This window comes from Hominiventricola filiformis (assembly GCF_020686965.1).
GTDB lineage: Bacteria > Bacillota > Clostridia > Lachnospirales > Lachnospiraceae > Hominiventricola > Hominiventricola filiformis.
This window is the reverse complement of sequence record NZ_JAJEPS010000007.1, coordinates 43,811-68,142: the sequence shown is the minus strand read 5'-3', so window position 1 is coordinate 68,142 and position 24,332 is coordinate 43,811. Positions and strand designations below refer to the sequence as shown.

At 48.3% G+C, this 24,332-nt stretch carries 19 protein-coding genes; 3 read left to right on the top strand and 16 right to left on the bottom strand.

The window, feature by feature from the left end:
• Position 1: 1 nt before the first annotated feature.
• The 4 genes from rapZ to uvrB all read right to left on the bottom strand — a co-directional run bounded on the left by rapZ (position 2) and on the right by uvrB (position 6,700).
• Positions 2-877 (bottom strand): RNase adapter RapZ, encoded by an 876-nt coding sequence (rapZ, locus tag LKD36_RS08695; protein WP_118771010.1) that lies wholly within the window; start codon positions 875-877, stop codon positions 2-4.
• A gap of 20 nt (positions 878-897) precedes the next feature.
• On the bottom strand, positions 898-1,794 hold the full coding sequence (gene murB, locus LKD36_RS08690; RefSeq protein ID WP_308459370.1) for a UDP-N-acetylmuramate dehydrogenase: 897 nt from the start codon (positions 1,792-1,794) through the stop codon (positions 898-900).
• Between the two features lie 79 nt (positions 1,795-1,873).
• Positions 1,874-4,711 (bottom strand): excinuclease ABC subunit UvrA, encoded by a 2,838-nt coding sequence (gene uvrA / locus LKD36_RS08685; RefSeq protein WP_308459369.1) that lies wholly within the window; start codon positions 4,709-4,711, stop codon positions 1,874-1,876.
• Between the two features lie 3 nt (positions 4,712-4,714).
• The gene (gene uvrB / locus LKD36_RS08680; RefSeq protein ID WP_308459368.1) at positions 4,715-6,700 is read right to left on the bottom strand and encodes an excinuclease ABC subunit UvrB; all 1,986 of its coding nucleotides are present in this window, start codon (positions 6,698-6,700) and stop codon (positions 4,715-4,717) included.
• 222 nt (positions 6,701-6,922) lie between these two features.
• Between uvrB and LKD36_RS08675 the strand changes: the two genes are divergently transcribed.
• Positions 6,923-8,860: a transglycosylase domain-containing protein gene (locus tag LKD36_RS08675; protein ID WP_308459367.1), complete on the top strand. Its 1,938-nt coding sequence runs from the start codon at positions 6,923-6,925 to the stop codon at positions 8,858-8,860.
• Positions 8,861-8,954: 94 nt separating this feature from the next.
• Here LKD36_RS08675 and LKD36_RS08670 read toward each other — a convergent pair whose 3' ends face one another.
• Positions 8,955-11,720, bottom strand: a complete 2,766-nt coding sequence (locus tag LKD36_RS08670) for a transglycosylase domain-containing protein (RefSeq protein ID WP_308459366.1) — start codon at positions 11,718-11,720, stop codon at positions 8,955-8,957.
• A 152-nt stretch (positions 11,721-11,872) separates the two neighbouring features.
• On the opposite strand from LKD36_RS08670, the gene LKD36_RS08665 reads away from it, so the two are divergent.
• The gene (locus LKD36_RS08665; RefSeq protein WP_308459365.1) at positions 11,873-12,673 is read left to right on the top strand and encodes an alpha/beta hydrolase family protein; all 801 of its coding nucleotides are present in this window, start codon (positions 11,873-11,875) and stop codon (positions 12,671-12,673) included.
• Positions 12,674-12,733: 60 nt separating this feature from the next.
• On the opposite strand, the gene LKD36_RS08660 is transcribed toward LKD36_RS08665, so the two are convergent.
• Genes LKD36_RS08660 through LKD36_RS08640 form a run of 6 tightly spaced genes read right to left on the bottom strand, consistent with a single transcriptional unit; the run spans position 12,734 to position 17,944 of the window.
• Positions 12,734-13,927 (bottom strand): S41 family peptidase, encoded by a 1,194-nt coding sequence (locus LKD36_RS08660; protein WP_118771017.1) that lies wholly within the window; start codon positions 13,925-13,927, stop codon positions 12,734-12,736.
• A gap of 29 nt (positions 13,928-13,956) precedes the next feature.
• Positions 13,957-14,106 (bottom strand): M23 family metallopeptidase, encoded by a 150-nt coding sequence (locus tag LKD36_RS17670; protein WP_408610917.1) that lies wholly within the window; start codon positions 14,104-14,106, stop codon positions 13,957-13,959.
• Complete coding sequence (locus LKD36_RS08655) at positions 14,055-15,227, bottom strand: murein hydrolase activator EnvC family protein (RefSeq protein ID WP_308459364.1); 1,173 nt, start codon at positions 15,225-15,227, stop codon at positions 14,055-14,057. Before LKD36_RS08655 ends, LKD36_RS17670 begins: the two co-directional genes overlap by 52 nt.
• A gap of 13 nt (positions 15,228-15,240) precedes the next feature.
• Entirely contained in the window at positions 15,241-16,149 is a 909-nt protein-coding gene (gene ftsX, locus LKD36_RS08650; RefSeq protein WP_118771018.1) for a permease-like cell division protein FtsX, read from the bottom strand.
• Positions 16,146-16,826, bottom strand: coding sequence for a cell division ATP-binding protein FtsE (ftsE, locus tag LKD36_RS08645; RefSeq protein WP_118771019.1), 681 nt, complete (start codon positions 16,824-16,826; stop codon positions 16,146-16,148). The genes ftsX and ftsE overlap by 4 nt, the downstream gene beginning before the upstream one ends.
• Before the next feature lie 32 nt (positions 16,827-16,858).
• On the bottom strand, positions 16,859-17,944 hold the full coding sequence (locus LKD36_RS08640) for a PucR family transcriptional regulator (RefSeq protein ID WP_118771020.1): 1,086 nt from the start codon (positions 17,942-17,944) through the stop codon (positions 16,859-16,861).
• A 232-nt stretch (positions 17,945-18,176) separates the two neighbouring features.
• On the opposite strand from LKD36_RS08640, the gene LKD36_RS08635 reads away from it, so the two are divergent.
• Positions 18,177-18,620 (top strand): hypothetical protein, encoded by a 444-nt coding sequence (locus LKD36_RS08635; RefSeq protein ID WP_118771021.1) that lies wholly within the window; start codon positions 18,177-18,179, stop codon positions 18,618-18,620.
• Between the two features lie 22 nt (positions 18,621-18,642).
• Here LKD36_RS08635 and LKD36_RS08630 read toward each other — a convergent pair whose 3' ends face one another.
• From LKD36_RS08630 to LKD36_RS08610, 5 genes are all read right to left on the bottom strand, one after another.
• Positions 18,643-19,098: a signal peptidase II gene (locus tag LKD36_RS08630; protein WP_308459363.1), complete on the bottom strand. Its 456-nt coding sequence runs from the start codon at positions 19,096-19,098 to the stop codon at positions 18,643-18,645.
• A 6-nt stretch (positions 19,099-19,104) separates the two neighbouring features.
• Positions 19,105-20,553 carry an ATP-dependent Clp protease ATP-binding subunit ClpX gene (gene clpX, locus LKD36_RS08625; RefSeq protein ID WP_118771023.1) on the bottom strand — a complete coding sequence of 483 codons (1,449 nt, stop codon included), beginning with the start codon at positions 20,551-20,553 and terminating at the stop codon, positions 19,105-19,107.
• A 20-nt stretch (positions 20,554-20,573) separates the two neighbouring features.
• Positions 20,574-22,058 carry a C69 family dipeptidase gene (locus LKD36_RS08620; RefSeq protein WP_308459362.1) on the bottom strand — a complete coding sequence of 495 codons (1,485 nt, stop codon included), beginning with the start codon at positions 22,056-22,058 and terminating at the stop codon, positions 20,574-20,576.
• Between the two features lie 21 nt (positions 22,059-22,079).
• Positions 22,080-23,039, bottom strand: coding sequence for a DUF3878 family protein (locus tag LKD36_RS08615; RefSeq protein WP_308459361.1), 960 nt, complete (start codon positions 23,037-23,039; stop codon positions 22,080-22,082).
• A 64-nt stretch (positions 23,040-23,103) separates the two neighbouring features.
• Complete coding sequence (locus LKD36_RS08610) at positions 23,104-24,318, bottom strand: PfkB family carbohydrate kinase (RefSeq protein WP_308459360.1); 1,215 nt, start codon at positions 24,316-24,318, stop codon at positions 23,104-23,106.
• Positions 24,319-24,332: the final 14 nt, after the last annotated feature.

The window sequence follows — 24,332 nt, the reverse complement described above, 5'->3', positions numbered from 1 at the left end:
CTCACTTTCCCCGGGCAGCGTCTTTGCCGATATCCCGGTGTTCCAGACGCACGCCGTAATCTGCCTGCTTCTGAAGACGCTCATACAATTTATTTGCCAGTGTCACAGAACGGTGCTTTCCTCCGGTACAGCCGATAGCTACTACCAGCTGATTCTTACCTTCCAGCACATAGTTCGGCACCAGGAACAGTAACATATCCTCCAGCTTGTCCAGAAATACATGGGCCATGTCATAACCCATGACGAAGTCCTGAATCTCCTGATCGTTTCCGGTCAGTTTTCTTAAATTCTCATAATAATAAGGATTCGGAAGGAACCTCACATCAAATACCAGATCCGCATCACTGGGAATTCCGTACTTGAACCCGAAGGACAGAACCGTGATCATCAGATTCTTAAACTCCCGGTTCTGGATAAAGATCTTATCCAGCTCCTGTTTCAATTCCCTTGTCAGCAGCTGGCTTGTGTCAATGATATAGTCTGCCTGCTTTTTCAGAAATGCCAGACGTTCCCGTTCCAGTGTGATTCCCTGCTCCACTCTGCCGGACTCCGCAAGGGGATGCATTCTTCTGGTCTCTTTATAACGCTTCACCAGGACTTCATCTGACGCATCCAGAAAGAGAATCTCATGGGAAATTCCTTCCATCGTCATATGTTCCAGCACCTGTTCCAGCTGTCCCAGTGATTTGCCGCTCCGGATATCGATTCCGATGGCTACTTTTGTGATCTCACTGTTTCCTGACGCTGTCAGCTCAGCAAATTTATCGATAAAAGGAACCGGCAGATTGTCCACGCAAAAATAGCCTGCATCTTCCAGCACCTTCAAGGCTGTCGTTCTGCCCGCGCCGGACATTCCAGTCACGATCACCAGTCTCATGTTGTATCTCCCTCTCTACCTTAAAAACCCAGAAGCTTTACCTCCGGCTCCAGACGGACACCGGACTGTTCGTACACCCGCTTCTGTACCTCCTGTATCAGTTCCATAATCTCGGATGCCGTGGCATTTCCACGGTTGATCACAAAACCGCAATGTTTTTCCGACACCTGCGCATCTCCGACCCTAAAACCTCTTAAACCTGCATCCTCTATCAGTTTTCCCGCGAAATAACCTTCCGGACGTTTGAAAGTGCTTCCCGCACTGGCATACTCCAGCGGCTGTTTCGACACTCGCTTTTCTTTTAATGCTTCCATTCTGGCAGCAATCGCTTCCGGATCATCTGCCTTCAGCTCCAGCTCTGCCTCCAGAACAATTCCCTGTTCCTCGATCACACGGCTTTTCCGATAGCCAAATGCCATCTCTTCTCCCGTGTAATCCCTGATGGTCCCGTCCGGCAAAAGTACCCGGACTTTTGTGACTACATCCTTTATCTCTCCACCGTAGGCACCTGCATTCATAACCATGGCGCCTCCGATGGTTCCCGGAATACCCGATGCAAATTCCAGACCGGAAAGTCCTTCCTTTGCAGCCATCTTCGCCACACGAACCAGCAGCGCTCCTGCCTGGGCTTTCAGGTGATTTCCACTGATCTCAAAATCAGACATATTTTTATATAAATGGAGAATGACTCCGTGATAACCTTTATCACTGACCAGAAGGTTGCTTCCGTTCCCAACTACATAATAGGGCATATTCTCCTGGCAGCACAGACGGACAATTTCCCGGACTGCATCCACAGACTCCGGCTCAACCAGATAGTCAGCACAGCCTCCTGCCCGGAATGTCGTATGATTTTTCATGGGTTCATTGATCCATACGTGGTCTTCGCCCACCAGCTTTCGCAATTGTTCCAGCATCTTTTTTCTCCTGCTCTGATTACTCATAACTCTAAATATTTATCATACAACACTTTCCTGTTTTTGAAAAGTCATCTTCCTATTTCTTCAAATACTTTTTCACATAATATCCGGTGTAAGATTCCGGTACTTCCGCGATTTCCTCCGGAGTACCGCAGGCAACCATGGTTCCGCCGCCATCTCCGCCTTCCGGTCCCATATCAATGATATAGTCAGCGGTCTTAATCACATCCAGATTATGTTCAATGACGATGACCGTATTGCCGCCCTCTGCCAGGCGCTGAAGAATCTCTGTCAGCTTATGCACATCTGCAAAATGAAGTCCGGTAGTCGGCTCATCCAGGATATAGACAGTCCTTCCCGTACTTCTGCGAGACAGCTCCGTTGCCAGCTTGATACGCTGTGCCTCGCCGCCAGACAGGGTCGTAGATGGCTGTCCCAGCTTGATATAGGAAAGTCCTACATCATAGAGGGCTTGAATCTTTCTGCGTACAAAGGGCACATTTTCAAAAAATGTCAGTGCCTCCTCCACCGTCATTTCCAGCACGTCATAGATGCTCTTTCCTTTATATTTTACTTCCAGTGTCTCTCGATTATACCGTTTTCCCTGACAAACCTCACAGGGAACATACACATCCGGCAGGAAATGCATCTCGATCTTTAAGATACCGTCACCGGAGCAGGCCTCACAGCGTCCGCCTTTGACATTAAAGCTGAAGCGCCCTTTTTTATAACCTTTTGCTTTGGCGTCGGAGGTTGCCGCGAACAGATCACGAATCATATCGAACACGCCTGTGTAGGTAGCCGGATTGGAACGGGGGGTTCTTCCAATGGGAGACTGGTCGATACAGATCACCTTATCCAGCTGCTCCATTCCTTCGATGCATTTATGTTTGCCCGGAATGGTTCTTGCCCTGTTCAGCTGCTTTGCCAGGCTTTTGTACAGAATCTCATTGACCAGGGAACTCTTTCCCGATCCCGATACCCCTGTCACACAGGTGAGCACTCCCAATGGGAATTTCACATCAATATTTTTCAGGTTATTTTCCTGGGCACCTTTCACCGTCATCCAGCCGTTAGGTGTCCGTCTTGTCTCCGGTACCGGAATCTTCATGCGGCCGCTTAAGTAGGCTCCCGTAATGGAATTGGGATTCTCCATCAGCTCCTTTGCCGTACCGGTGGCCACCACCTGTCCACCGTGCTCTCCTGCACCCGGACCGATATCCACAATATAATCCGCCGCCAGCATGGTATCCTCATCATGTTCCACCACGATCACAGAATTGCCCAGATCGCGCAGTTTACATAAGGTTGCCAGCAATTTATCGTTATCCCTCTGATGAAGTCCGATACTTGGTTCATCAAGGATATAGGCCACACCTACCAGTCCGGAACCGATCTGGGTTGCCAGACGGATACGCTGGGCTTCGCCGCCGGACAGGGTTCCCGTTGCACGGGTCAGGGACAGATAGTCGAGTCCCACATCCATCAGGAAACGGATTCTCGCTTTAATCTCCTTTAAGATCTGATCGCCAATCAGAAGCTGCTGCTTTGTCAGCGTCATCTGCTCCAGGAATGCATGGAGATCACGAACGGACTGATTGGTCATGTCATATATATTCTTATTGCAAATGGTCACTGCCAGAGAGGTAGCTTTCAGACGCTGTCCATGGCAGGCACGACAGGGAGTGATCCGCATAAAGGATTCGTATTCCTGTTTCATTGTGTCTGAACCAGTCTCCCGGTAACGGCGCTCACTGTTCTTAATAAGGCCTTCAAAGGCTACCGGATAGATACCTTCGCCACGCTGTCCTTTGTAATGCACCAACACTTCCATGCCATCGGTGCCATGGATCAGCATATGGCGGACATTTTCCGGCAAATCCTGATACGGCGTATTCAGATCAAAGCTATAAGCTTCAGAAAGTGCTCTTAAGATCGCATAGGTGAAACTGGACGGATCCGTACAGGACTGCCATCCCATCACCTGAATCGCACCCTCTGCGATGGACAGAGATTTGTCCGGAATCATCAGATCCTCGTCAAACTCCATCTTATAGCCAAGTCCGGAACACTCCGGGCAGGCACCGAAGGGATTATTAAAGGAAAAGCTTCTCGGTTCCACTTCCTCGATACTGATACCGCAATCCGGGCAGGCATAACTGGAGCTGAAGGTCATGATCTCACCATCGATCACTTCCACCACCAGAAGTCCGTCAGATAATCCAAGGACCGTTTCAATCGAATCTGTCAGACGCTTCTCGATACCCGGCTTCACCACCAGACGGTCTACCACAATCTCGATCAGATGCTTATTATTCTTCTCCAGCTTAATCTCCTCGGACAGATCATAGATATGGCCGTCGATCTTCACCCGAACAAAACCGCTCTTTCTGGCTTTCTCCAGCACCTTTACATGTTCGCCCTTCCGTCCCTTTACTACCGGTGCCAGCAGCTGAATCTTCGTCCGCTCCGGCAATGTCATAATCTGATCCACCATCTGGTCTACGCTCTGCTTTTTAATTTCTCTGCCACATTTTGGACAGTGGGGAATCCCGATTCTCGCATAGAGCAGACGGAAATAGTCATAAATCTCTGTTACCGTACCCACAGTAGATCTGGGGTTCCGGTTGGTGGATTTCTGATCGATGGAAATAGCCGGGGACAGTCCTTCAATACTCTCCACATCCGGCTTTTCCATCTGGCCCAAAAACTGTCTTGCATAGGAAGATAAGGACTCCATATAGCGTCTCTGTCCCTCTGCATAGATTGTATCAAATGCCAGGGAACTTTTTCCTGATCCGGAAAGTCCGGTGAGCACTACCAGCTCATTTCTCGGAATCTCCAAACTGATATTTTTCAGATTATGCTCATTGGCACCTCTGATCTTGATAAATTTTCTTCTCTCTTCTGCCATCTTCTATGAAATCTCCTGTAACTGCTTCTTCAGTCCGATCATCTGATCACGCAGCATTGCCGCCGTCTCGAAATCCAGCTCCGCTGCCGCCTTCTTCATTTTCTTCTGTACTTCTCCAATGAGCTTTTCCAGTTCTTTTGCGCTCATGGACTCCGGATCTTTCTCAAACTGCAGATCCTTCTGAGCTACTTCTTTGGAAATACTGATCAAATCCCTCACGGCCTTTTTGATGGTCTGTGGGGTGATTCCATGCTCCTCATTGTATGCTTTCTGGATCTCACGTCTTCGCTCTGTCTCTTCAATGGCCAGACGCATGGAATCCGTCATATTGTCCGCATACATGATTACATGGCCTTCGCTGTTTCGCGCAGCACGGCCAATGGTCTGAATGAGGGATGTCTCGGATCTCAGGAATCCTTCCTTATCCGCATCCAGAATTGCCACCAGCGTAATCTCCGGAATATCCAGTCCCTCTCGCAGCAGGTTGATACCCACCAGCACATCAAAGACATCCAGACGCATATCCCGGATAATCTCCGTCCGCTCCAGCGTATCCACATCGGAATGCAGGTAACGAACCCGGATACCCAGTTCCTTCATATAGTTGGTCAGATCTTCCGCCATACGCTTGGTCAGGGTGGTGATCAGTACCTTATGGTGGGCTGCCACTTCTTTATTAATCTCACCGATCAGGTCATCGATCTGCCCTTCCACCGGACGCACCACTACCTCAGGATCCAAAAGTCCGGTAGGACGGATAATCTGCTCCGCTCTTAGAAGCTCGTGTTCTGCTTCATAGTCTCCCGGTGTCGCCGATACAAACAACAGCTGATTGATCTTGCTTTCAAACTCCTCAAAGTTTAATGGCCGGTTATCCTTTGCCGATGGAAGACGGAACCCATAATCCACCAACGTGGTTTTTCTGCTCTGATCGCCGAAGAACATGCCCCGGATCTGGGGTACGGTCTTATGGGACTCATCGATAATAATCAGGGAATCATCCGGGAAATAATCCATCAGCGTATGGGGAGGCTGCCCCGGCTTTAATCCTGCCAGATGTCTCGAATAGTTTTCGATTCCTGAGCAAAATCCCGTTTCTTTGAGCATCTCGATATCAAAATTCGTCCGTTCCTCAATGCGCTGGGCTTCCAGAAGCTTGTCTTCTCCTTTAAAATAGCGCACCCGCTCTTCCAGTTCCTGCTCAATCGCCGCTGTTGCCTTCTTAATCTGCTCAGCAGGTACTACATAGTGAGAAGCCGGGAAAATAGCCACATGCTCCAGCTCTCCCTTGATCTCTCCTGTGAGCACGTCGATCTGGGTAATCCGGTCGATCTCATCTCCGAAAAATTCCACCCGCACAGCGGTATCGGATTCATTGGCCGGAATAATCTCCACCACATCTCCGCGCACCCGGAAGGTACCTCGTTTAAAATCCATCTCGTTCCGGTCATATTGGATGTCGATGAGCTGCCGGATGACCTCGTCCCGGTCCTTCTCCATACCCGGACGCAGGGATACCATCATTTTCTCAAAATTCTCCGGCTCACCCAGACCATAGATACAGGACACACTGGAGACAATAATCACGTCCCGCCGCTCAATGAGGGCCGCCGTCGCCGACAGGCGCAGCTTATCAATCTCGTCATTGACCGCAGAATCTTTGGCAATATAGGTATCGCTGGAGGGCACATAAGCCTCTGGCTGGTAATAATCATAATAGGAAACAAAATATTCCACTGCATTCTCCGGAAAGAATTCCTTCATTTCCCCGTAAAGCTGTGCGGCCAGCGTTTTATTATGGGCAATGATCAGCGTAGGCTTATTAAGCTGCTGAATCACATTGGCCATGGTAAAGGTCTTGCCGGATCCGGTAACACCAAGAAGTGTCTCGAACTGGTTGCCTTCTTTAAAACCTTCCACCAGCTCTTTGATTGCCTGGGGCTGGTCCCCGGTTGGTTGATATTCAGATACTAACTTAAAATGGTCCATGATTTCTCCTGATTGTTATCACTTCGTTCTTAGTATGGTTACCTGATCAGTATATCATTCTAAATAAAAAAAGTACAGAACGAATCGAATGTTTGTTCTGTACTTTTTCCTACTTTTTACTTGTTCCACCTGTATAATCACGGTATAATGTTGGTAATATTTTGGGGCTGTAGAAACTGCAGATTCTGTCCGAGCCCCGACATCATATTAATGGGAGTAATTATGGAAAACGAAGAACCTTTAAAGAAGAAACGACGAAAAAAGAAAAAACGGAAAAAAGATATGGGAAACCTGTTTTTCAACATCACACAGCTGGCGATCCTCTGTATCTTCCTCGGCGTCTGTTTTATCATCTTTCAAACCGGATACATTCAGAAAATCTTCCAGCTACATCAGGAAGCACAGCAGATTATGGAGACTTCCACCGCCGCTGATTTCCAGACCGACCAGCAGGGAGAAGTATATGATAAGGACGGCAACCTCATTGCTCTTCTGAAAAACGACCGCAACCTGATTTATCTTACTTCAGATGAAATTCCGGACACGGTAAAAGAGGCATTTGTCAGTATTGAGGACAAGCGGTTCTACAAACATCATGGATTCGATCCGCTGGCAATCATCCGTGCGGCGAAATCCATCATCTCCAGTGAGAGCATTACCCAGGGCGGAAGTACCATCACTCAGCAGCTGGCCCGGAATATTTACCTGACCCATACGGTCCGTTGGGAACGTAAAGTGGAAGAGATCTTCATCGCCATGGCGCTGGAGAAAAAATATTCCAAAGAGGAACTGCTGGAATTCTATATCAACAATATTTATTTTTCCAACGGCTATTATGGGATTCAGGCGGCAAGCCAGGGGTATTTTAACAAAGATGCTTCGGACTTAAGCCTGTCACAGGCTGCATTTCTCTGTGCGATTCCCAACAGTCCAAGCCTCTACGATCCACTGAAGCATAAGGATGACACCCTGACGCGCCGTGACCTGATCCTGAAAAACATGCTGGATGACGGCATGATCTCCGAGAGTGATTGCCAGACAGCACTGAACGAACAGATCACCCTTGATAACTCCTCCCCGCAGTTTACCCGCACCTGGGCGCACACTTATATCTATGAATGTGCGACACGGGCGCTTATGGAAGCAACCGGCGAAGACTACGATACCTGTCATGAAAAGCTGTATACCGGTGGATACCGGGTCTATACTTCCATCGATATGGACGCCCAGGCACTTCTGCAGGATACCATCGACAATGAACTGGAAGCCTATAATACTATGAACAGCAACGGCACCTATGCCCTGCAGGCATCTGCCGTCACCATTGATAATGAGACCGGCCTCGTCACTGCCATTGTGGGCGGCAGATCTCAGGAAGGTGTCTCCCAGGATTATAACCGTGCTTACTTAAGTTTCCGCCAGCCCGGAAGTTCCATCAAACCGCTGATTGTCTACACCCCAGCTCTGGAACGCGGCTATTCCGCTTCCAGTACGGTTATTGATTCCAAAGAGGTGGATGGACCGTCCAACTCGGGCAACCGGTATGCCGGTGCCATCTCTCTACGCACGGCTGTGGAGCAGTCCAAGAACACAGTTGCCTATAAACTGTTCAAAGAACTGACCCCGGAAGTGGGGATTTCCTATCTGCTGGATATGAATTTCTCTTCCATTAAAGATACGGATTATACACCGGCTGCTGCCCTGGGTGGACTGACTACCGGAGCCAGCTCCCTGGAAATGACCGCTGCCTATGCCACCCTGGAAAATGAAGGTGTCTACCGGCAGCCCACCTGCATCACCATGATCACCGACATGGACGGCAATATCGTCGTCATGCCGGAACAGGAAGAAAAGCAGGTCTATCAGTCATCCGCAGCTCATGAGATGACCAATATTCTGGAAGGGGTTCTGACACGCGGTACCGCCCACGGAAATGCCATTCCCGGCATGCCCTGTGCAGGAAAGACCGGCACCACCAACGATAATCTGGACGGATGGTTTGTCGGTTATACTGGATATTATACCACCGGTGTCTGGGTCGGATTTGACTCTCCCAGAAGCGCCAAGGCTCTTTCCGGAGCTTCCTATCCGCTGGCGATCTGGAACACTTATATGACCGAACTTCATCAGGGACTGACTTCCAAAGCCCTGAATGATTAACCGGATTCCAAACATACAAAAAATCCCCGGCATGAGGCTGATCCAATATTCAGCTTCCCATACCGGGGATCTTTTTATGTCTGTTGTAATATGATTACTGTCCTTCTGCGGAACCTGCAGTTCCATCACCGGCTGCCGGGTCGGCCGCTGCCGCCGCGTTTGGATCGGCTGTCGCCGCATTCGGGTCAGCCGCCGCTGCATTTGGATCCGCTGCCGCCGCATTCGGATCCGTCGGTGTCACTGCGCCTGCTGCAGAACCAGTCTGCTCATAAATACTTGGCAGATAGACACCTCCCGTGTGAACGGTACAGGTCGCTGCCTGCAGATTGGAACTGATGCCATATGCGGTATCCAGTGTGACTGCCTCTGCCACTCCACTCTGCATCGGTGGAAGCAGTACTTTGGACTGTACAATCTGATTCGGGCACATGGTCGTTGCCAGAAGACCCGTATCTGCACAGATATTCGCAAGTACGTGTTTATCGCAGGTCTCTGTGGGCTGTGTGCCATCCGCAAAATATTCATTGATGACGATGCCGGATCGTCCATCGCTGTCACATACACCTGGAATTGCCAGCTTGCCGGACTTAGTACAAATCGTTACCTGTACAATGCCCGAAGGTTTGTCGAAATCTTTATTTTCCAGATTCTGATGAATCCGGCTCATGACTTTGGACCACAGCTTCTTATGGAAACTTGTCTCTCCTGCCTTACTGCTCAGTTCATGCTTGTAACCGTTGTTGTCATATCCTACCCAGATGCCTGCCGTATAATACGGAGACATGCCGACGAACCATACATCACGGTTCTCGGAAGTGGTACCGGATTTACCGGCAGTAGTCATATTGCTGATCTTGGCTGCACTGGACGTTCCGCCTGCACCGGTGACTACATCTTTCATACAGTCGATCAGAAGCCATGCATTCTGCTCAGAGATCACCTGTGTCGGCTCCTCCACCGTATTATCAAGGATCACATTACCTTCATTGTCCACGATCTTCGAGTACAGCTTCGGCTTATAATAAGAACCTCCATTTGCTATTCCCGCATAGGCTGCGGTCAGCTCCAGATTGGATACACCATTGGTCAGTCCGCCAAGGGCCATTGCCTGACCGGCATCGGAGTTTGCTCCATCCAGCTGCAGACTGGTGAATCCGAAGCGGAGCAGATAATCTATAGCCACACTCGGAGTGACATCCGTAATCGTCTTGACTGCCACGATATTCATGGAACGGGCAATCGCTTCACGAAGCGTCGTCCATCCTCTGTACTGAGTCTTCTTATCCCAGTTATTGACTAATCGTCCGACTTTTCCGTTCTCTGTGTAGGCAAACGGTCCGTCGTACTGTACGGTGCCCGGTCCATATCCAAGCTCTTCAAATGCCGGTGCATACGCCGCTACGATCTTGAAAGTAGAACCTGGGTTTCTGAGAGCGTTGGTAACACGGTTCAGTGTCTTGTTGGCCGTCTTCTCACCACGGCCTCCGATCATTGCCACCACTTCGCCGGCCTTCTGATCTTCAATGACCATGGAAGCCTGCGGCTGCATGATGAAAGATGATTTCTCATAGACCGTATCGTCGTCGGTGATTCCCAGTGTCGCCACATAGCCGTCAATGGCAGCCTGTGCCTCCTCCTCAGAACTATAAAGCGGTTCATAGCCGGAATTCTGTTCCTTATAGTATTTGAACATCATCTCCTGGCTGTAATTGGTCGTATTTCCATCTTTATCGACCACGCTCATGGCCCACTCAATGGCAACTTTCGTATTTGCCGGGAAGTTCTCCTCATTGGCAAATTCTTCATCCAATGCCGACTGAATCTCCGGCTTCTGTGTACTGTAAATCTTCAGTCCACTGCTGTACAGAGCATTCGATGCCTGTGTCGCTGAATATCCTGCTTTCTCTACCAGATCCTTCTGCACCTGATCGATCAGTGCATCCACGAAATAGGAATAGACCGTATTGGTGGACTGAGTCTCTTCATTGTGTTCACTGATCCGGGCATATATATCATCTTCCATGGCGCTGTCATAATCGTTCTGGGAAATATATCCCTGATCCAGCATATTTTTCAAAACCAGCGCCCGGCGCGTCTTATTCGCATCCGGATGTTTGATCGGATTGTATTCTGTCGGACTCTTGGTAATTGCCGCCAGTACTGCCGCTTCCGAAATATCCAGTTCACTGATACTCTTTCCGAAATAACGGTTTGCCGCTGCCTGTACACCAAGCGTATTCTGTCCCAGATTGATGGTATTCAGGTAACTTTCCAGAATTTCATCCTTACTCATGATGTCTTCCAGCTTCACGGCAAGGTACTGCTCCTGCAGCTTTCGTTCGATCTTCTCCAGCATTCCATGTTCGGACATGAAGTCAAATACATTATTTTTCAAAAGCTGCTGGGTAATGGTACTTGCACCCTGCGTCGTTCTGAACCCACTGGTCACAAACTTCACACCGGCACGCAGCATACCCTGAATATCAATTCCGTTATGGTCATAAAAACGTTCATCTTCAATGGCAATAAATGCTTCCTGCACATGTTTTGGAATATTGTCAAGTTTCACATAGGTACGGTTGGTTCCCTCTGCGATCAGCTCTGCAGTCTTGTTGCCGTCCGCATCATAGACTGTAGATTTGTAGCCTCTCGGAAGTACACTCGCACTTGTAATATCCGGAGCATTCTCGATTACTCCTTTTACGATACCGATCCCGCCGCACAGACCTGCTACGCCCACGGCAATGAACAGTACCAACAGCGTCTTCAGAAAGACAACGCCCAGCTTTTTGCCCATTTTACTTTTCCTGGACTTGAGCGCCTTCTGCTTTCTGGAGGTGCTTTTTTTACTGTAATTCATTAGTCAGCCTCCTTTATTCTGTCTATTATAGCAAAGTTACACTTTCAAATAAAGGGGATTTTTAAACGAAAATTATTGTCGATAAAAAACTCATTCGCTCTCCGGCAGATATGGTAAAATGTGGTTAGAAAATCAGTGACGATACAGAAAGGATGACATATATGATCGGAAGAATTGGAATCAGAAACGGCAATCATGAGATTCCGGCTGTATGGGTTTGTCCGGACGGAACAGGACCCTTTCCGGTGATGATACTCTGCCATGGGACCGCCTCACATAAAGATGAAGTCGGCAATTTGTTTGTGCAGCTGGCGAACCGCCTGGCAGAACAAGGAATCGCCTCTATCCGCTTTGATTATGCCGGCTGTGGAGAAAGCCGGGAGAAAGAAGAAGTGCTCACATTTTCCGGAGAAATCGAAGACACCTGCTGTATCTATCATGCCATGTGCCAATTTAAACGTTCTGACCAGAATCGGGTCGGAATCTTAGGCTTCAGCCAGGGTGCGCGGATCATGGCAGCGGTTCTTGATAAGATCCCGAAACTCCACTGCGCTGTCAGCTGGTCCGGTGCATGTCAGGAGCATGCCGGAATTTTTGAAAACTGGTATCAGTACTATTATCCGGAAGCTGTAGAGAATGGCTACGCCCGGATTCCCATGGACTGGCGCGAGGACTTAAAACTTTCCAGACAGTGGTTTGAAGAGATTCAGGCTTCCACACCTCTATCAGAGCTTCGAAACTACAAAGGACCGCTCCTCGCAATCGGCGGCGAACAGGACCAGCTGGTTCCGTCTTTCCACGCAGAGGAAATCCGCCGTACCTCTTCCCATCCAGGAAGTGAACTCATCCTGATCCCCCATGCGGATCATATCTATAATGTCCTGACCCGCGACCGGAAGCCATCAGAAATCCTTCTTACGGAAACAGTCCGCTGGATCAAAAAATATCTTTAATATGTTACACAAAAACTCCCTGTTTACCGGAAATCCCGGTAAACAGGGAGTCTCTTTTTCTTATTCTTTTAATACGTCAATGGCTTTCTGCAGCTGATTGTCTTCTTCGCTCTCCGTATCCTTTTCCAGAATAATATCCGGCGTAATGCCCACTTCGTGGATATTATTGCCTGCCGGCGTATAATATCGGGAAACGGTGACCTTGATCGCAGATCCATCGCTTAGCGGAAACAGACTCTGCACGATGCCTTTACCAAAGGTCTGGGTTCCGATCAGAGTTCCCACTCCGTAATCCTTGATGGCTCCTGCAAAAATCTCCGAAGCACTGGCACTGTTTCCATTGACCAGCACCGCCATCTTACCCGGGAAGTAGTGTTCCGCATCGGAAGTCTCTTCCTCACGGTTGCCATCTTTGTCTTCCGTGTAGACAATCAAGCCTTCCGGAAGAAGCTGATCAAGAATATCGCAGGTCACATCCACCAGGCCGCCTCCGTTATCCCGAAGGTCAATGATCAGATTTTCCATACCCTGAGAGTTCAGATCATCAAGGGCTGCAATGAACTGGTCATCCGTCACATCATCGAATTCACTGATACTGATATAACCGATCTTGTCTGTAATCAGCCGGTACTCCACCGTAGGAACTTCAATGCTCCGGCGCGTCAGTGTCAGATCCAGCACATCCGTGCCTCTCATGAAACTTGCCTCCACATCGGTCCCCTCTTCACCTTTTAGATCCGATACAACCAGATTCAGATCCATTCCCGTTACTTCTTCCCCTTTTACTTTATACAGAATATCATCCGGCTGTACCCCTGCCTCCGCAGCAGGTGATCCTTCAAAGACTTTCACAACCGTGATAATTCCAGTATTGTAATCCTGGCTTAACATGGCACCGATTCCGCTGTAGCTTCCGTTGGAAGACTCCATAAAGCTTGCATATTCTTCCGGCGTATAATAGTTGGTATACACATCACCAAGTCCGGCCATCATGCCCTTATAGATGCCGCTCTCCACATTCTCTTCGTCATAATCAAACAGATAAAACCGGTCGATATAACTCTGCAGTTCCTGCATCTTGGTGGAGATCTTCGCCTGCTCTTCCGCATTACCTCCGGAAGTGAGTGCTGTAAATCCCAGATGACCAAGCATCCAGGCAGCACCGCAGCCGCAGACAGAGACTGTCAGCACACTGATCAGCACTCCGCAGATAAGTCCCTTTCTGAAGGAATGATGTTTCCGGTTCTCTTCCATTGCTGTATCTCCTTTTATTGCCTTCTATATCAGTTTACGTACCCGGATGGATTCACATAACTGCCATTTACAATCACTCCAAAGTGAAGATGCGGTCCTGTCGAAAATCCGGTGGATCCAACTGCCGCTATCGTATCACCCGCTGATACGGTATCTCCTCCGACACATAGAGTGCCGATGCATGCATATACACGGTAGAGATGCCGCCGCCATGGGATATGACCACATAATTTCCGGCCGAACTGCTGTAGGTTGCTGTCGTCACACGTCCTGAAGACGCTGCTACAATGGCTGAACCACTGGATGCTCCAATATCAATTCCCTTATGATAAGTGGATGCTCCTTTCACCGGTGCTGTTCGATTTCCGAACCCGCTGGTAATTCGGTGACTGGCCGGACATGGCCACATGAATCCGGAGCTTCCTCCGTCTCCATCATCTGCCGCAGCTTTCGCCGCAGCTGCAGCTGCGATCTGATTTTCCACCTGGGCAAGCAGCTTCTCCTGCTCATCCAGCTGGTCCTCATAGGCATCCTGCTGTCCGGCTGCCGTATTAATCTGACTCTGATAGTCTGCAATTTCCTGTGTCTTTGCAGCCATTGCCTTATTAATGGCAGTCTGCTGTTCCTGTACTTTCGACAGCATGGTCTGCAGATCTTTCTTAGCGTCTTCCAGTTCCTGCTTTTCCTGCTCAAGTGCGTTTTTCTGTTCTTCTACCACATCTCTCGCCTCTTTGAGCTGCTGCATCATATCCCGGTCATAGCCGGTCATCTCCGATGCATACTCTATCCGGTTTACCAGATCCGGAAAGCTTTCCGACTCCAGCAGCAGTTCAAACCAGGACTGCCCGCCGTTCTCATACATATACTGGATGCGCTTCTTCATCATAGAATACTGCTCATCCATCTCTTCTTCCGCTTTTGCAAGCTCCGCTGTGCTGGCTTCGATCTCATCTTTTTTATCACTGATCTGCGCTTCGCTGCTTTTAATCTGGGTCTGCAGATTTTTAATCTGGGAAGCCAGCGTATTCACTTCCTTGTCCAGCTTGCTGATATAAGCCTGAAGATTACTTTTATTCTGTTTCAGATCCTTGATCTGATTTTCCACGGTACTGATATCCGATTTAATAGACTCAATCTGCTTCAGAGTATCTTTTCGTTTCTGTTCCAACGCATCGGTGTCTGAATCCTCTTCCGCTTCTTCCTCATTTCCGGAATCTCCCGGATTTGCCCGCGTGCCAATGCCCGGAAGAACCAGAACAAGTGCAAATATCAGGGCCGCACTGATCAGGCGCCGTTTCATGCTGTCGTCTCCTTTATACTTTCAGGTGCCGCTGACTGGTGAATACACTGCCAAAGAAACCAATACCCACACCAAGAAGCATACCTACCGGCAACAATGTGCTGAACAGCTCGTTCACCGGAAGGAATTTCATGACGCTGGTCAGCATGTTAAATTCTGCTGCAACGTACAGTACAATCTTATGGTACAGGTAATAAAGAACCGCCAGCGGAAGCGCTGCTCCCACCAATCCAATGATAACGCCTTCGATCAGGAACGGTGCCTTGATAAAGGAATTCTTCGCTCCGATCAGACGCATAATCGCAATCTCTTCTTTTCTGACAGCAATACCGGTCGCCACCGTATTGCTGATCAAGAATACGGAAACTGCCAGAAGCAGTCCGATAATTGCCACGGACACATAACTTATCAGACGGTTAAATCCACTCAGCATATCCGCTACCTGATCGGAACGATTCACTTTTCTCACTCCGTCAATGGACTCGATATAGGTTACCAGATCGTCCTGCAATGAAATATCCTTCATGTAGATCTCCAGGTTGGCGCTGTTGGCCAATGGGTTATCATTGACAAATGCGTCTGCCAGCTCTTCATTTCCCTGAAAATACTGTTTCTGATAGCTCTTCCATGCCTCATCCGCTGATACATAGACGACTTCCGAGACCCCGGCGCGCTTCGTCAGATCCTGTCCGATGGCCATGATCTGATCTTCCGTCGTTCCCTCGTCAAAGAGAACGGTAATGGCAACGCCTTCCTCTGCCGATTTTACGAAATGCTGAAAGTTCTGCACAATGCAGAAGAAGATGCCGAACATGAAAATACATGCTGACATGGTCGCCATGGATGCAAGGGAGAACAGTTTATTTCTCCATATATTCTTAAATCCCTGCTGAAAACAATATCCTATTGTACTGAATCTCATCCGATGTACCCGCTTTCTTTCTCGTCTCCCGTAATGATTCCCTTCTGCATACGAATCACTCGTTTCTTCAATGTATTTACAATATCCTGATCATGTGTTACCACCAGAACTGTTGTACCGCGGGCATTGATCTCCTCCAGAAGCTTCATAATCTCTCTGGAAGTCTTCGGGTCCAGGTTACCTGTAGGCTCATCCGCCAGCAGAATGTCCGGACTGTTCACCAGTGCTCTGGCAAGCGCCACTCGCTGCTGTTCACCACCGGAAAGCTGGCGTGGGAAGGACTTGTACTTCTCTGCCAGACCGACGAGGGAAAGCATGGCCGGAACATTTTTCTTGATCTCCTTGGTGGGAGTCACTATGACACGCTGGGCAAATGCCACATTTTCATAGACATTGCGATCCTTCAAAAGACGGAAATCCTGGAATACGCAGCCGATCTTTCGGCGGTACTTCGGGATATTACGTTTCTTCATACGGTTCAGCAGCACGCCATTGACGCGGATCGTACCTTCCGTTGGTTCCAGCTCCTTCAGCAGAAGCTTGATCAGCGTAGATTTTCCGGAACCGCTGTCTCCGACTATAAACACAAACTCTCCTCTGTCGATGTGAAGGCTGATCCCGTTAATGGCACCAACGCCATTGGGATATGACTTCACAACATTTTCCAGTGTTATCATGGAAATCCTCCTATACCAGTATTACTTAAGCATTAATAATCCAGAGTCTCCATATACTTCATGTACTTCACTACCATCAACGCAATCTTGAATGTGATGGCGTCCTCAAACACGCGGATATCAAGACCTGTGGACTTCTGAAGTTTGTCCAGCCGGTATACCAGCGTATTTCTGTGAATATAGAGCTGTCTGGAGGTTTCTGACACGTTCAGGCTGTTCTCAAAGAACTTGTTGATCGTTGTCAGAGTCTCTTCATCAAAATCATCCGGTGATCTTCCGTCGAAGATCTCGCGGATAAACATTTTACAAAGCGGAATGGGCAGCTGATAGATCAGACGTCCGATTCCAAGAGAACTATAGGCGATGATATCTCTGTCATCAAAGAAAATCTTTCCTACGTCGAGTGCCATCCTCGCCTCTTTGTAGGATCTGGATACTTCCTTGATCTCGCCGACGATTGTACCGAGTGCCACATGCACATCCTCACCGTCAATACTTGCGGCTTCCTTCATATCCTGTGCCGCTTTATACATCTCGTCGTATCCTTCGCCGGGTGCCAGTTCCTTTACCACAATCACATTTTTCTCATCCACTGCTGTGATGAAATCTTTAGATTTGGATCCACACTGATTACGCACATTATCAAGTGCCGTATTCACTCTCTCCCGGCTGCTCTCAATAATAAATACCACACGCCGTACTTCCGTCGCAATATGAAGTTTCTTCGCGCGGTTGTAAATATCTACCAGAAGCAGATTATCAAGAAGCAGGTTCTTGATAAAGTTATCTTTGTCAAACCGCTCTTTATATGCGGTCAGAAGGCTGCCCAGCTGAAATGCCGCCATCTTTCCAACCATGTACACATCATCATTGGATCCTTTTGCCAGCAGGATGTATTCCAGCTGGTTCTCATCAAATACTTTAAAAAACTGATAGCCATGAACAACCTGGCTGTCTGCAGGTGATGTGATAAAAGCCGCAACTTCTGCCCCCAAGCTTTCCGGCTGCTTTTCTGTGGACGCCAGGACCTGCCCCTCCATGTCCAGCACGCACAAATCAATCCTGGTAATTCCCTTCAGTCCATCAATTGTGTTCTGGAGTATCTGGTTTGAAATCATAGTTCTCCTCTCCTTTACGAAAATATGTTTGTGCAAACTCCCCTAAAAAATATCCGCAAAACACCTCAGAAATTTTGCAGATACTAAATACCTACGTTATATATTAATGCAAAATAGCAAAAAAAGAAAGAGGAAATTTGACATAATTCACAAAGAAATCAGATTCATAAATCGAAAATGTCCCTCATAGAGTATAGCAAAAGACCCTCTGACCGAAAGGAAGCTGCCTTCCATGAGTGCCAAAACCAGAATCTGGGTATTTCATATGAAAGAACTGATCTATACGGCAGTATTTGTCGTCCTCGGCATCTTCTTTCTTCTCCTTCTGATCTTCATGTTTTCACCGGATCAGACTGCACAGACCTCTGAAGAGTCCCCGTCCCCCTATACCGCCGGGATCTACACCACATCCCTGATGCTTGGCGGAAATCCGGTGGAAATTGCCATCACGGTAGATCAGGATTATATTTCCTCCATCCGGTTCCGGCAGCTCAGCGAATCCGTAGCTGCCATGTATCCTCTCATGGAACCGGCGCTGGATGCTCTTTCAGCACAGATCTGCGAGACGCAGTCTCTGGAAAATCTTTCTTATTCAGAAGACAGCCAGTACACTTCTCTTATGCTGGTGAGCGCCATCAAAACAGCTCTTGCCAAAGCAGAAAAGGCTGCCCCTTAAGGCAGCCATTTTCTTATGGTGTTTATTTTTCTCTTCCAATACTGACCAGAACAGCTCCGATCATAATAAAGAAATCAGCCAGATTGAATACCAGATCATTCAGCCGTTTCCACGGAGTATGAAACCGGATATAGTCCACTACATAACCCTTTCTACAGCGGTCATAAAGATTGGAAAGCGCACCTCCTGTCAGAAATGCCCAGCCGGTTCTCTTCGTCAGTCCCTCCGGTTTTACGAGGGATCGGATCATAAATCCAATGCAGGCAATGGTCACCGCACCGCTGATGCGAATGATCTCCGGCATATGTCCCACATATTTTCCGCCTGCTGTTCCATGATTATGAAGTTTTTTCAACCCTACAACGCCGCCCGGGAGCAATTGTTCCGGCTGTCCGTCCGGCTGCTCATCCATCTCATGCTTCACTGCCAGATCGATCTGGAACAGTGCCAGCGCCAGCTGTACAAACAGAAGTCTCATAACGCCTTACTCTCCTTCCAGTGCAGGCACACCCCGCATGGTAATCAGCGGTCCACCCTTGTGGTTAATGTAATCTGCCGTAATCGTTACCCGGCCGATATTGTCGTCCTTCGGAATTTCATACATGATATCCAGCATGAAATCTTCTATGATCGCACGCAATGCTCTGGCTCCGGTATCCTTCTCCATGGCTTTTCTCGCGATGGCAGTCAGGGCATCATCCGTGAATTCCAGCTTCACCTCATCCAGCGCCAGCAGCTTCTGATACTGCTTGAGAATCGCATTCTTCGGCTCTTTCAAAATCTTCACCATCATCTCCTCGCTAAGTGCATCCAGCGTATAGATAACCGGCAGACGACCCAGAAACTCCGGAATCATTCCAAAATTACGCAGATCTTCTACTGTCACCTGGCGGATCAGATTTTTATCATTGTCATACTTGTCCTTCAGATCTGCACGGAATCCGATGGAGGACTGCTTGTTCAGCCGCTCTTTGATAATCTCCTCCAGATCCGGGAACGCGCCGCCACAGATAAACAGAATGTTCTTCGTATTCATGGTCTCCAGCGGTACCATGGCATTCTTGCTGTTGGCTCCCACCGGTACTTCCACGTCTGCTCCTTCCAGCAGTTTCAAAAGTCCCTGCTGTACGGATTCTCCGCTGACATCTCTCTGATTGGTATTTTTCTTCTTGGCAATCTTGTCAATCTCATCGATGAAGACAATGCCGCGCTCTGCTTTCTCCACATCATTGTCCGCAGCTGCCAGAAGCTTGGAGAGCACGCTCTCGATATCGTCTCCGATATAACCTGCTTCCGTCAGTGAAGTTGCATCCGCGATGGCCAGCGGCACGTCCAGGAGTCTCGCCAGTGTCTTTACCAGATAGGTCTTGCCGCTTCCGGTCGGTCCAATCATCAGCATGTTGGATTTCTCAATCTCGATGCCGTCCGCATCGGAGCCTGCTGCCACACGTTTGTAATGATTATATACCGCAACGGAGATCACTTTCTTTGCCTTCTCCTGACCTACCACATATTCATCAAGACTTGCCTTGATCTTATGGGGTGCCGGAATGGCATGAATATCAAACATCTTCTGCGCTTCTGCTTCCTTTTCCGGGTTTTTCTTTTTCACTTTCTGCCGTTTCGGAATCATATTCTGCAGATCAGACAGATTGATCATGCTGATATTTGGCATCCGTGAAAAATCCATCTTATTGTAATCCACATTTCCGTTATTCATCATATCCATGGTCCGCTGCATACACTCCGCGCAGATATGAATCTCCGGTGTCAGATGAATCATTTTTCCTGCCTTGCTCTCCGGACGGTGGCAGATAAAGCAGACATCTTCGTATTCGTCTACCGGATGTTCCTCATGAATCTCCGTCTCCTTCACATCGGAAAGCTCCACCCCGTTTTCATCTATTTCTCTGAAATCTTTTTCATTATCCATATAAATCCTCTCTTTTTTGTCTAAGCGTCTGATCTGGAATACGCGTTCTTCATCTGATTGCTCAGCTCATACAATACCTTATCAAGCGTAGACGCTGTCTCTTTCTTCAGCATCTGTGCAACTTTTCTGTTTGCTTCCACTTTCAGTTTCATCTGCTTCTCCGGATCGGATTCCTGCTCAAGCAGCGCATCATACCTGTTGATCAGCGCATGCCCTTTGGCCATGACACTCTCCTGATACCGTTCAATATGAAATACGGAAGTCCGGTAGGAAGCGTCTGCCATAGCTGCAATCATACGGCTGCACCAGTAGTAATTATCTGTAGACACTTCTGCTGTCGTGTTGGACAGATATTCCGGAGTCTCCTCCACATCTGCATAAAACGGAGCAAGTACATTAAAGGCGTTGGAAGCAAATGCCACCCATTCAATGGTACTGTGATCTTTCTTCTGCTCTGGACGCATCTGGATCACCGACAGGAAATCGTTCCGGTTAATACCGATGGAGCGGTAAGCACCTTTCATGCCCTTCTCTCCATAGGCAGCATAAGGATCATAGGGTGTTCCCTGAAAATGGGAGGAGAGTACGTATTTTACATCCTCCACAGTGATCTTCTTCTCCGGCACCATACACCATGGCAGATCATCGGAGACCGGCGTGTAATCTGCATCCGGTCCATCCCAGATACAGGTATTCGGATTCAGATAACGCTCCATAAACCAGGCACGTGGAGTATTGTAGACGTGGTCCGCATCATCATGGCTTCCAAATGCATCTCTCGGATTCAACACACCGTCCTGTGAAAGGTCCAGATGATATTTTGCAATAAACTCTCTTAGGTCCGGTGAACATAGATGCTCTTTCTGCTCACCGAATGCATCTTCCAGGTCAAAAGCATCCATGCCCAGCTGGTTCGGCATGACCACATAAACATCATCCGGCACTTTTCTTGCCATCCAGTGATGGCCGCCGATAGTCTCCAGCCACCAGATCTCATTCTGATCCTGAAAAGCGATACCATTCATCTCATAGGTTCCATACTGCTCAAGCAGGCTTCCCAGTCTGAGCACACCTTCTCTGGCACTATGGATATACGGAAGCACGATATATACAATATCCTCTTCACCGATTCCTCCCGGAATCTCCTGCTCACCGTTTTCTGCCGGCTGGTACTCCACCAGCGGGTCTGCACCGAGCACCCGCGGATTGGATGTGATGGTCTCTGTCGCTGTCATGGCCACATGAGCCTCATTGACACCGCTGGCTGCCCAGACCCCTTCTCCTTTAAGGGCATTCGGCATTGACGTGTAGCGCATAGGGTTGTCCGGAAGTCCAATCTCCACATGGGATAATTCCGAGCGATAAGTCCGCGGCTGTTCCTCCGGATGAACCACCACAAATTTCTTCGGCGTGAAATGTCCGGAAGCGGAATCATCATTTCTCGCAATCATGGTAGAACCATCATAAGACGCATTTTTTCCAACTAAAATCGTAGTACAAGGCATAAATAGTATGCCTCCTTTCTCTTATCCTTCTATCTTTTCCATGGTGACTCTGCGGTTCAGGACTCCATCCTGATAGATCATCACCCATACCTGAAATCCCAGACTGTCTTTCGCCGTGGTAAAAGGTTCTTCCCTCATCACTTCAATCCTTCTGGCTTTTCTTTTCTCCAGCAGCTCTGTTTTTCTGGATTCTGCTTTTTTAAGAAGTTCTCCAATCTCCCGGTCTGCTGTCCCGCCATATGACCGACACGGATATTTCTTCGTTTCTTCACAGATACGGTCGGTCAGAAGATCTACAAGGGGTGCATGCTTCTTTCTTCTCAGCTGTCTTCCAATCCAGCGGCTGAATGGCCGCACCGGAAAGTGCCTGTATGCTTTCAAGATCTTTTGAAAACTCTGATCTCCTGCCTCTTCCGCCAGCTCCTCCATCACTTCCAGCGCTTCCAGAGACGGTGACCACGGATCGTCGATGGGCACAATGTATTTCGCCGGGACCGCCGGGTAACAGCAGTAATTAAGCGGTGGGAAATCTGTCAGCATGGCAAGCTTTTGCTCCCCAGGCGTACAGTATTCTTCTCCCAGATAATCCAGTTTATCCCGCAGGATGGCGATCCGGTATTCCAGCTGCCGTAAATATTCATATCCCGGCACCCAGAAATGCGCGATCCCGCCATAATTGTACAGATGGACTTCCAGTTCCAGTCTCGGAAACAGGATCGTCACTACACTGTCTCCCTGCCAGACAGAGAGAATGTACTCCTCCCGCTTCTCATCATGGCTTAAGGAAAATTCCAGCTCACCTTCATATTCACTTTTGTAGGTTCCTGTCATGCATGCATTTCTGAAAATGAGAAAACTCTCTGCTGCATCATTCATCAGGTAAACGAGACGGATATCTTTCGCATCCGGCTCTTCTGGTATCAGCAGTTCAAACTGATTCTGCTCCAGTAATTCCTGAAGCATTCCTATGGTTTCATTCATCATGTACCTGATTATACAATAAAAGCTGCAAAACCTCAATCAATGAAGTTTTACAGCTTTTTACCTACAGCCTTTTCTTAACTTGTTCCAATGTCGGCATTGCCGGAATGGCGCCTTTCTTTTCCACGCAGAGGCTGGCCACCGCATTTCCGAACCGGGCGAATTTCACAAGGTCATCTTTCGTCAGTTCTTCCAGACGTTTCCCGGAAACAATAATCTGATACAGAAATCCTCCCCAGAAAGAATCTCCTGCTCCATTTGTATCTCCGATCTGTGTCACTTCAAATCCAGGAACCACACATCCGCCGTCTTTGCTATAAATGTATGCACCTTCTCTGCCAAGGGTCACGGCAACGATCTTTACTCCCTGTCGATACAGTGTCTCTGCTGCTTTTTCTACTTCTTTTTCATCCGTCAGAAGTTCTGTTTCCTCATCAGAGATTTTCATAAGATCCACATAGGGGATCAGACTTCTCATCTGCTGTCTTGCCATTTTTTCATCCGGCCACAAGGATGCCCGGTAGTTGGGATCATAGGAAATGATACTTCCTTTTTTTCGTGCCCTCTTTACTGCGTAAAGTGTCGTATCCCGTGCCGGCTGTGCAGTCAGAGAAAGAGAACCGATGTGAAAAATACTGGTCTTATCAAGGACATCAATCTCGATTTCTTCTTTCTGGATCTGTGTATCGGCTCCCGGTTTTCGGGCAAAAGAAAAGGTACGCTCTCCATTTTCATTCACTTCCACAAAAGCCAGTGTTGTAAAATACTGATCATCCAGAATCAGTCCGGATGTGTCGACCTTTTCCTCTTCCAATACGGATTTTAAAAATTTTCCATGCATATCATTTCCGGCTTTTCCCAGGAATGCAGTATGCGCTCCCAGTCTTCCCGCTGCCACGGCTACATTTGCCGGAGCACCGCCAGGATTTCTGGCATAGAGCATCTGCCCGTCTTCATTGAACCCCTGGGAAGTAAAATCAATGAGAATTTCTCCAAATACAGTAATATCATAAATAGATCTGCTGACAGAATCACTGGTATCCACAAGCAGTCCTGCCTCCAGAAGCTGAAATAAAATCCTGTCACATTCTTCTTCGTTGTCTGTATGTACATGCAACTCACCGCCACCAAAATCTGGCATGCTCAATACGCCCAGCATGGATTTGGCATCGACCACATAACGCCCGCTGCTCAATTCCACATCATAGGGAATAGACTCTGCAATGCTTACCAGCTTTCTCGCATTCTGCATTGTTCCCAGTACTACTTTTGCGATCATCGACTAACCTCCTA

Coding starts and splice junctions, on each gene's coding strand:
- murB (WP_308459370.1), bottom strand. CDS start 1,794: ATGCTGGAACAATTGCGAAAGCTGGTGGGCGAAGACCACGTATGGATC.
- LKD36_RS08660 (WP_118771017.1), bottom strand. CDS start 13,927: ATGGAAGAGAACCGGAAACATCATTCCTTCAGAAAGGGACTTATCTGC.
- LKD36_RS08620 (WP_308459362.1), bottom strand. CDS start 22,058: ATGCCTTGTACTACGATTTTAGTTGGAAAAAATGCGTCTTATGATGGT.
- rapZ (WP_118771010.1), bottom strand. CDS start 877: ATGAGACTGGTGATCGTGACTGGAATGTCCGGCGCGGGCAGAACGACA.
- LKD36_RS08630 (WP_308459363.1), bottom strand. CDS start 19,098: ATGAGACTTCTGTTTGTACAGCTGGCGCTGGCACTGTTCCAGATCGAT.
- LKD36_RS08655 (WP_308459364.1), bottom strand. CDS start 15,227: ATGAAACGGCGCCTGATCAGTGCGGCCCTGATATTTGCACTTGTTCTG.
- LKD36_RS08675 (WP_308459367.1), top strand. CDS start 6,923: ATGGAAAACGAAGAACCTTTAAAGAAGAAACGACGAAAAAAGAAAAAA.
- ftsX (WP_118771018.1), bottom strand. CDS start 16,149: ATGAGATTCAGTACAATAGGATATTGTTTTCAGCAGGGATTTAAGAAT.
- LKD36_RS08610 (WP_308459360.1), bottom strand. CDS start 24,318: ATGATCGCAAAAGTAGTACTGGGAACAATGCAGAATGCGAGAAAGCTG.
- LKD36_RS08665 (WP_308459365.1), top strand. CDS start 11,873: ATGACATATATGATCGGAAGAATTGGAATCAGAAACGGCAATCATGAG.
- LKD36_RS08635 (WP_118771021.1), top strand. CDS start 18,177: ATGAGTGCCAAAACCAGAATCTGGGTATTTCATATGAAAGAACTGATC.
- uvrA (WP_308459369.1), bottom strand. CDS start 4,711: ATGGCAGAAGAGAGAAGAAAATTTATCAAGATCAGAGGTGCCAATGAG.
- LKD36_RS08640 (WP_118771020.1), bottom strand. CDS start 17,944: ATGATTTCAAACCAGATACTCCAGAACACAATTGATGGACTGAAGGGA.
- clpX (WP_118771023.1), bottom strand. CDS start 20,553: ATGGATAATGAAAAAGATTTCAGAGAAATAGATGAAAACGGGGTGGAG.
- LKD36_RS08615 (WP_308459361.1), bottom strand. CDS start 23,039: ATGAATGAAACCATAGGAATGCTTCAGGAATTACTGGAGCAGAATCAG.
- uvrB (WP_308459368.1), bottom strand. CDS start 6,700: ATGGACCATTTTAAGTTAGTATCTGAATATCAACCAACCGGGGACCAG.
- LKD36_RS08670 (WP_308459366.1), bottom strand. CDS start 11,720: ATGAATTACAGTAAAAAAAGCACCTCCAGAAAGCAGAAGGCGCTCAAG.
- ftsE (WP_118771019.1), bottom strand. CDS start 16,826: ATGATAACACTGGAAAATGTTGTGAAGTCATATCCCAATGGCGTTGGT.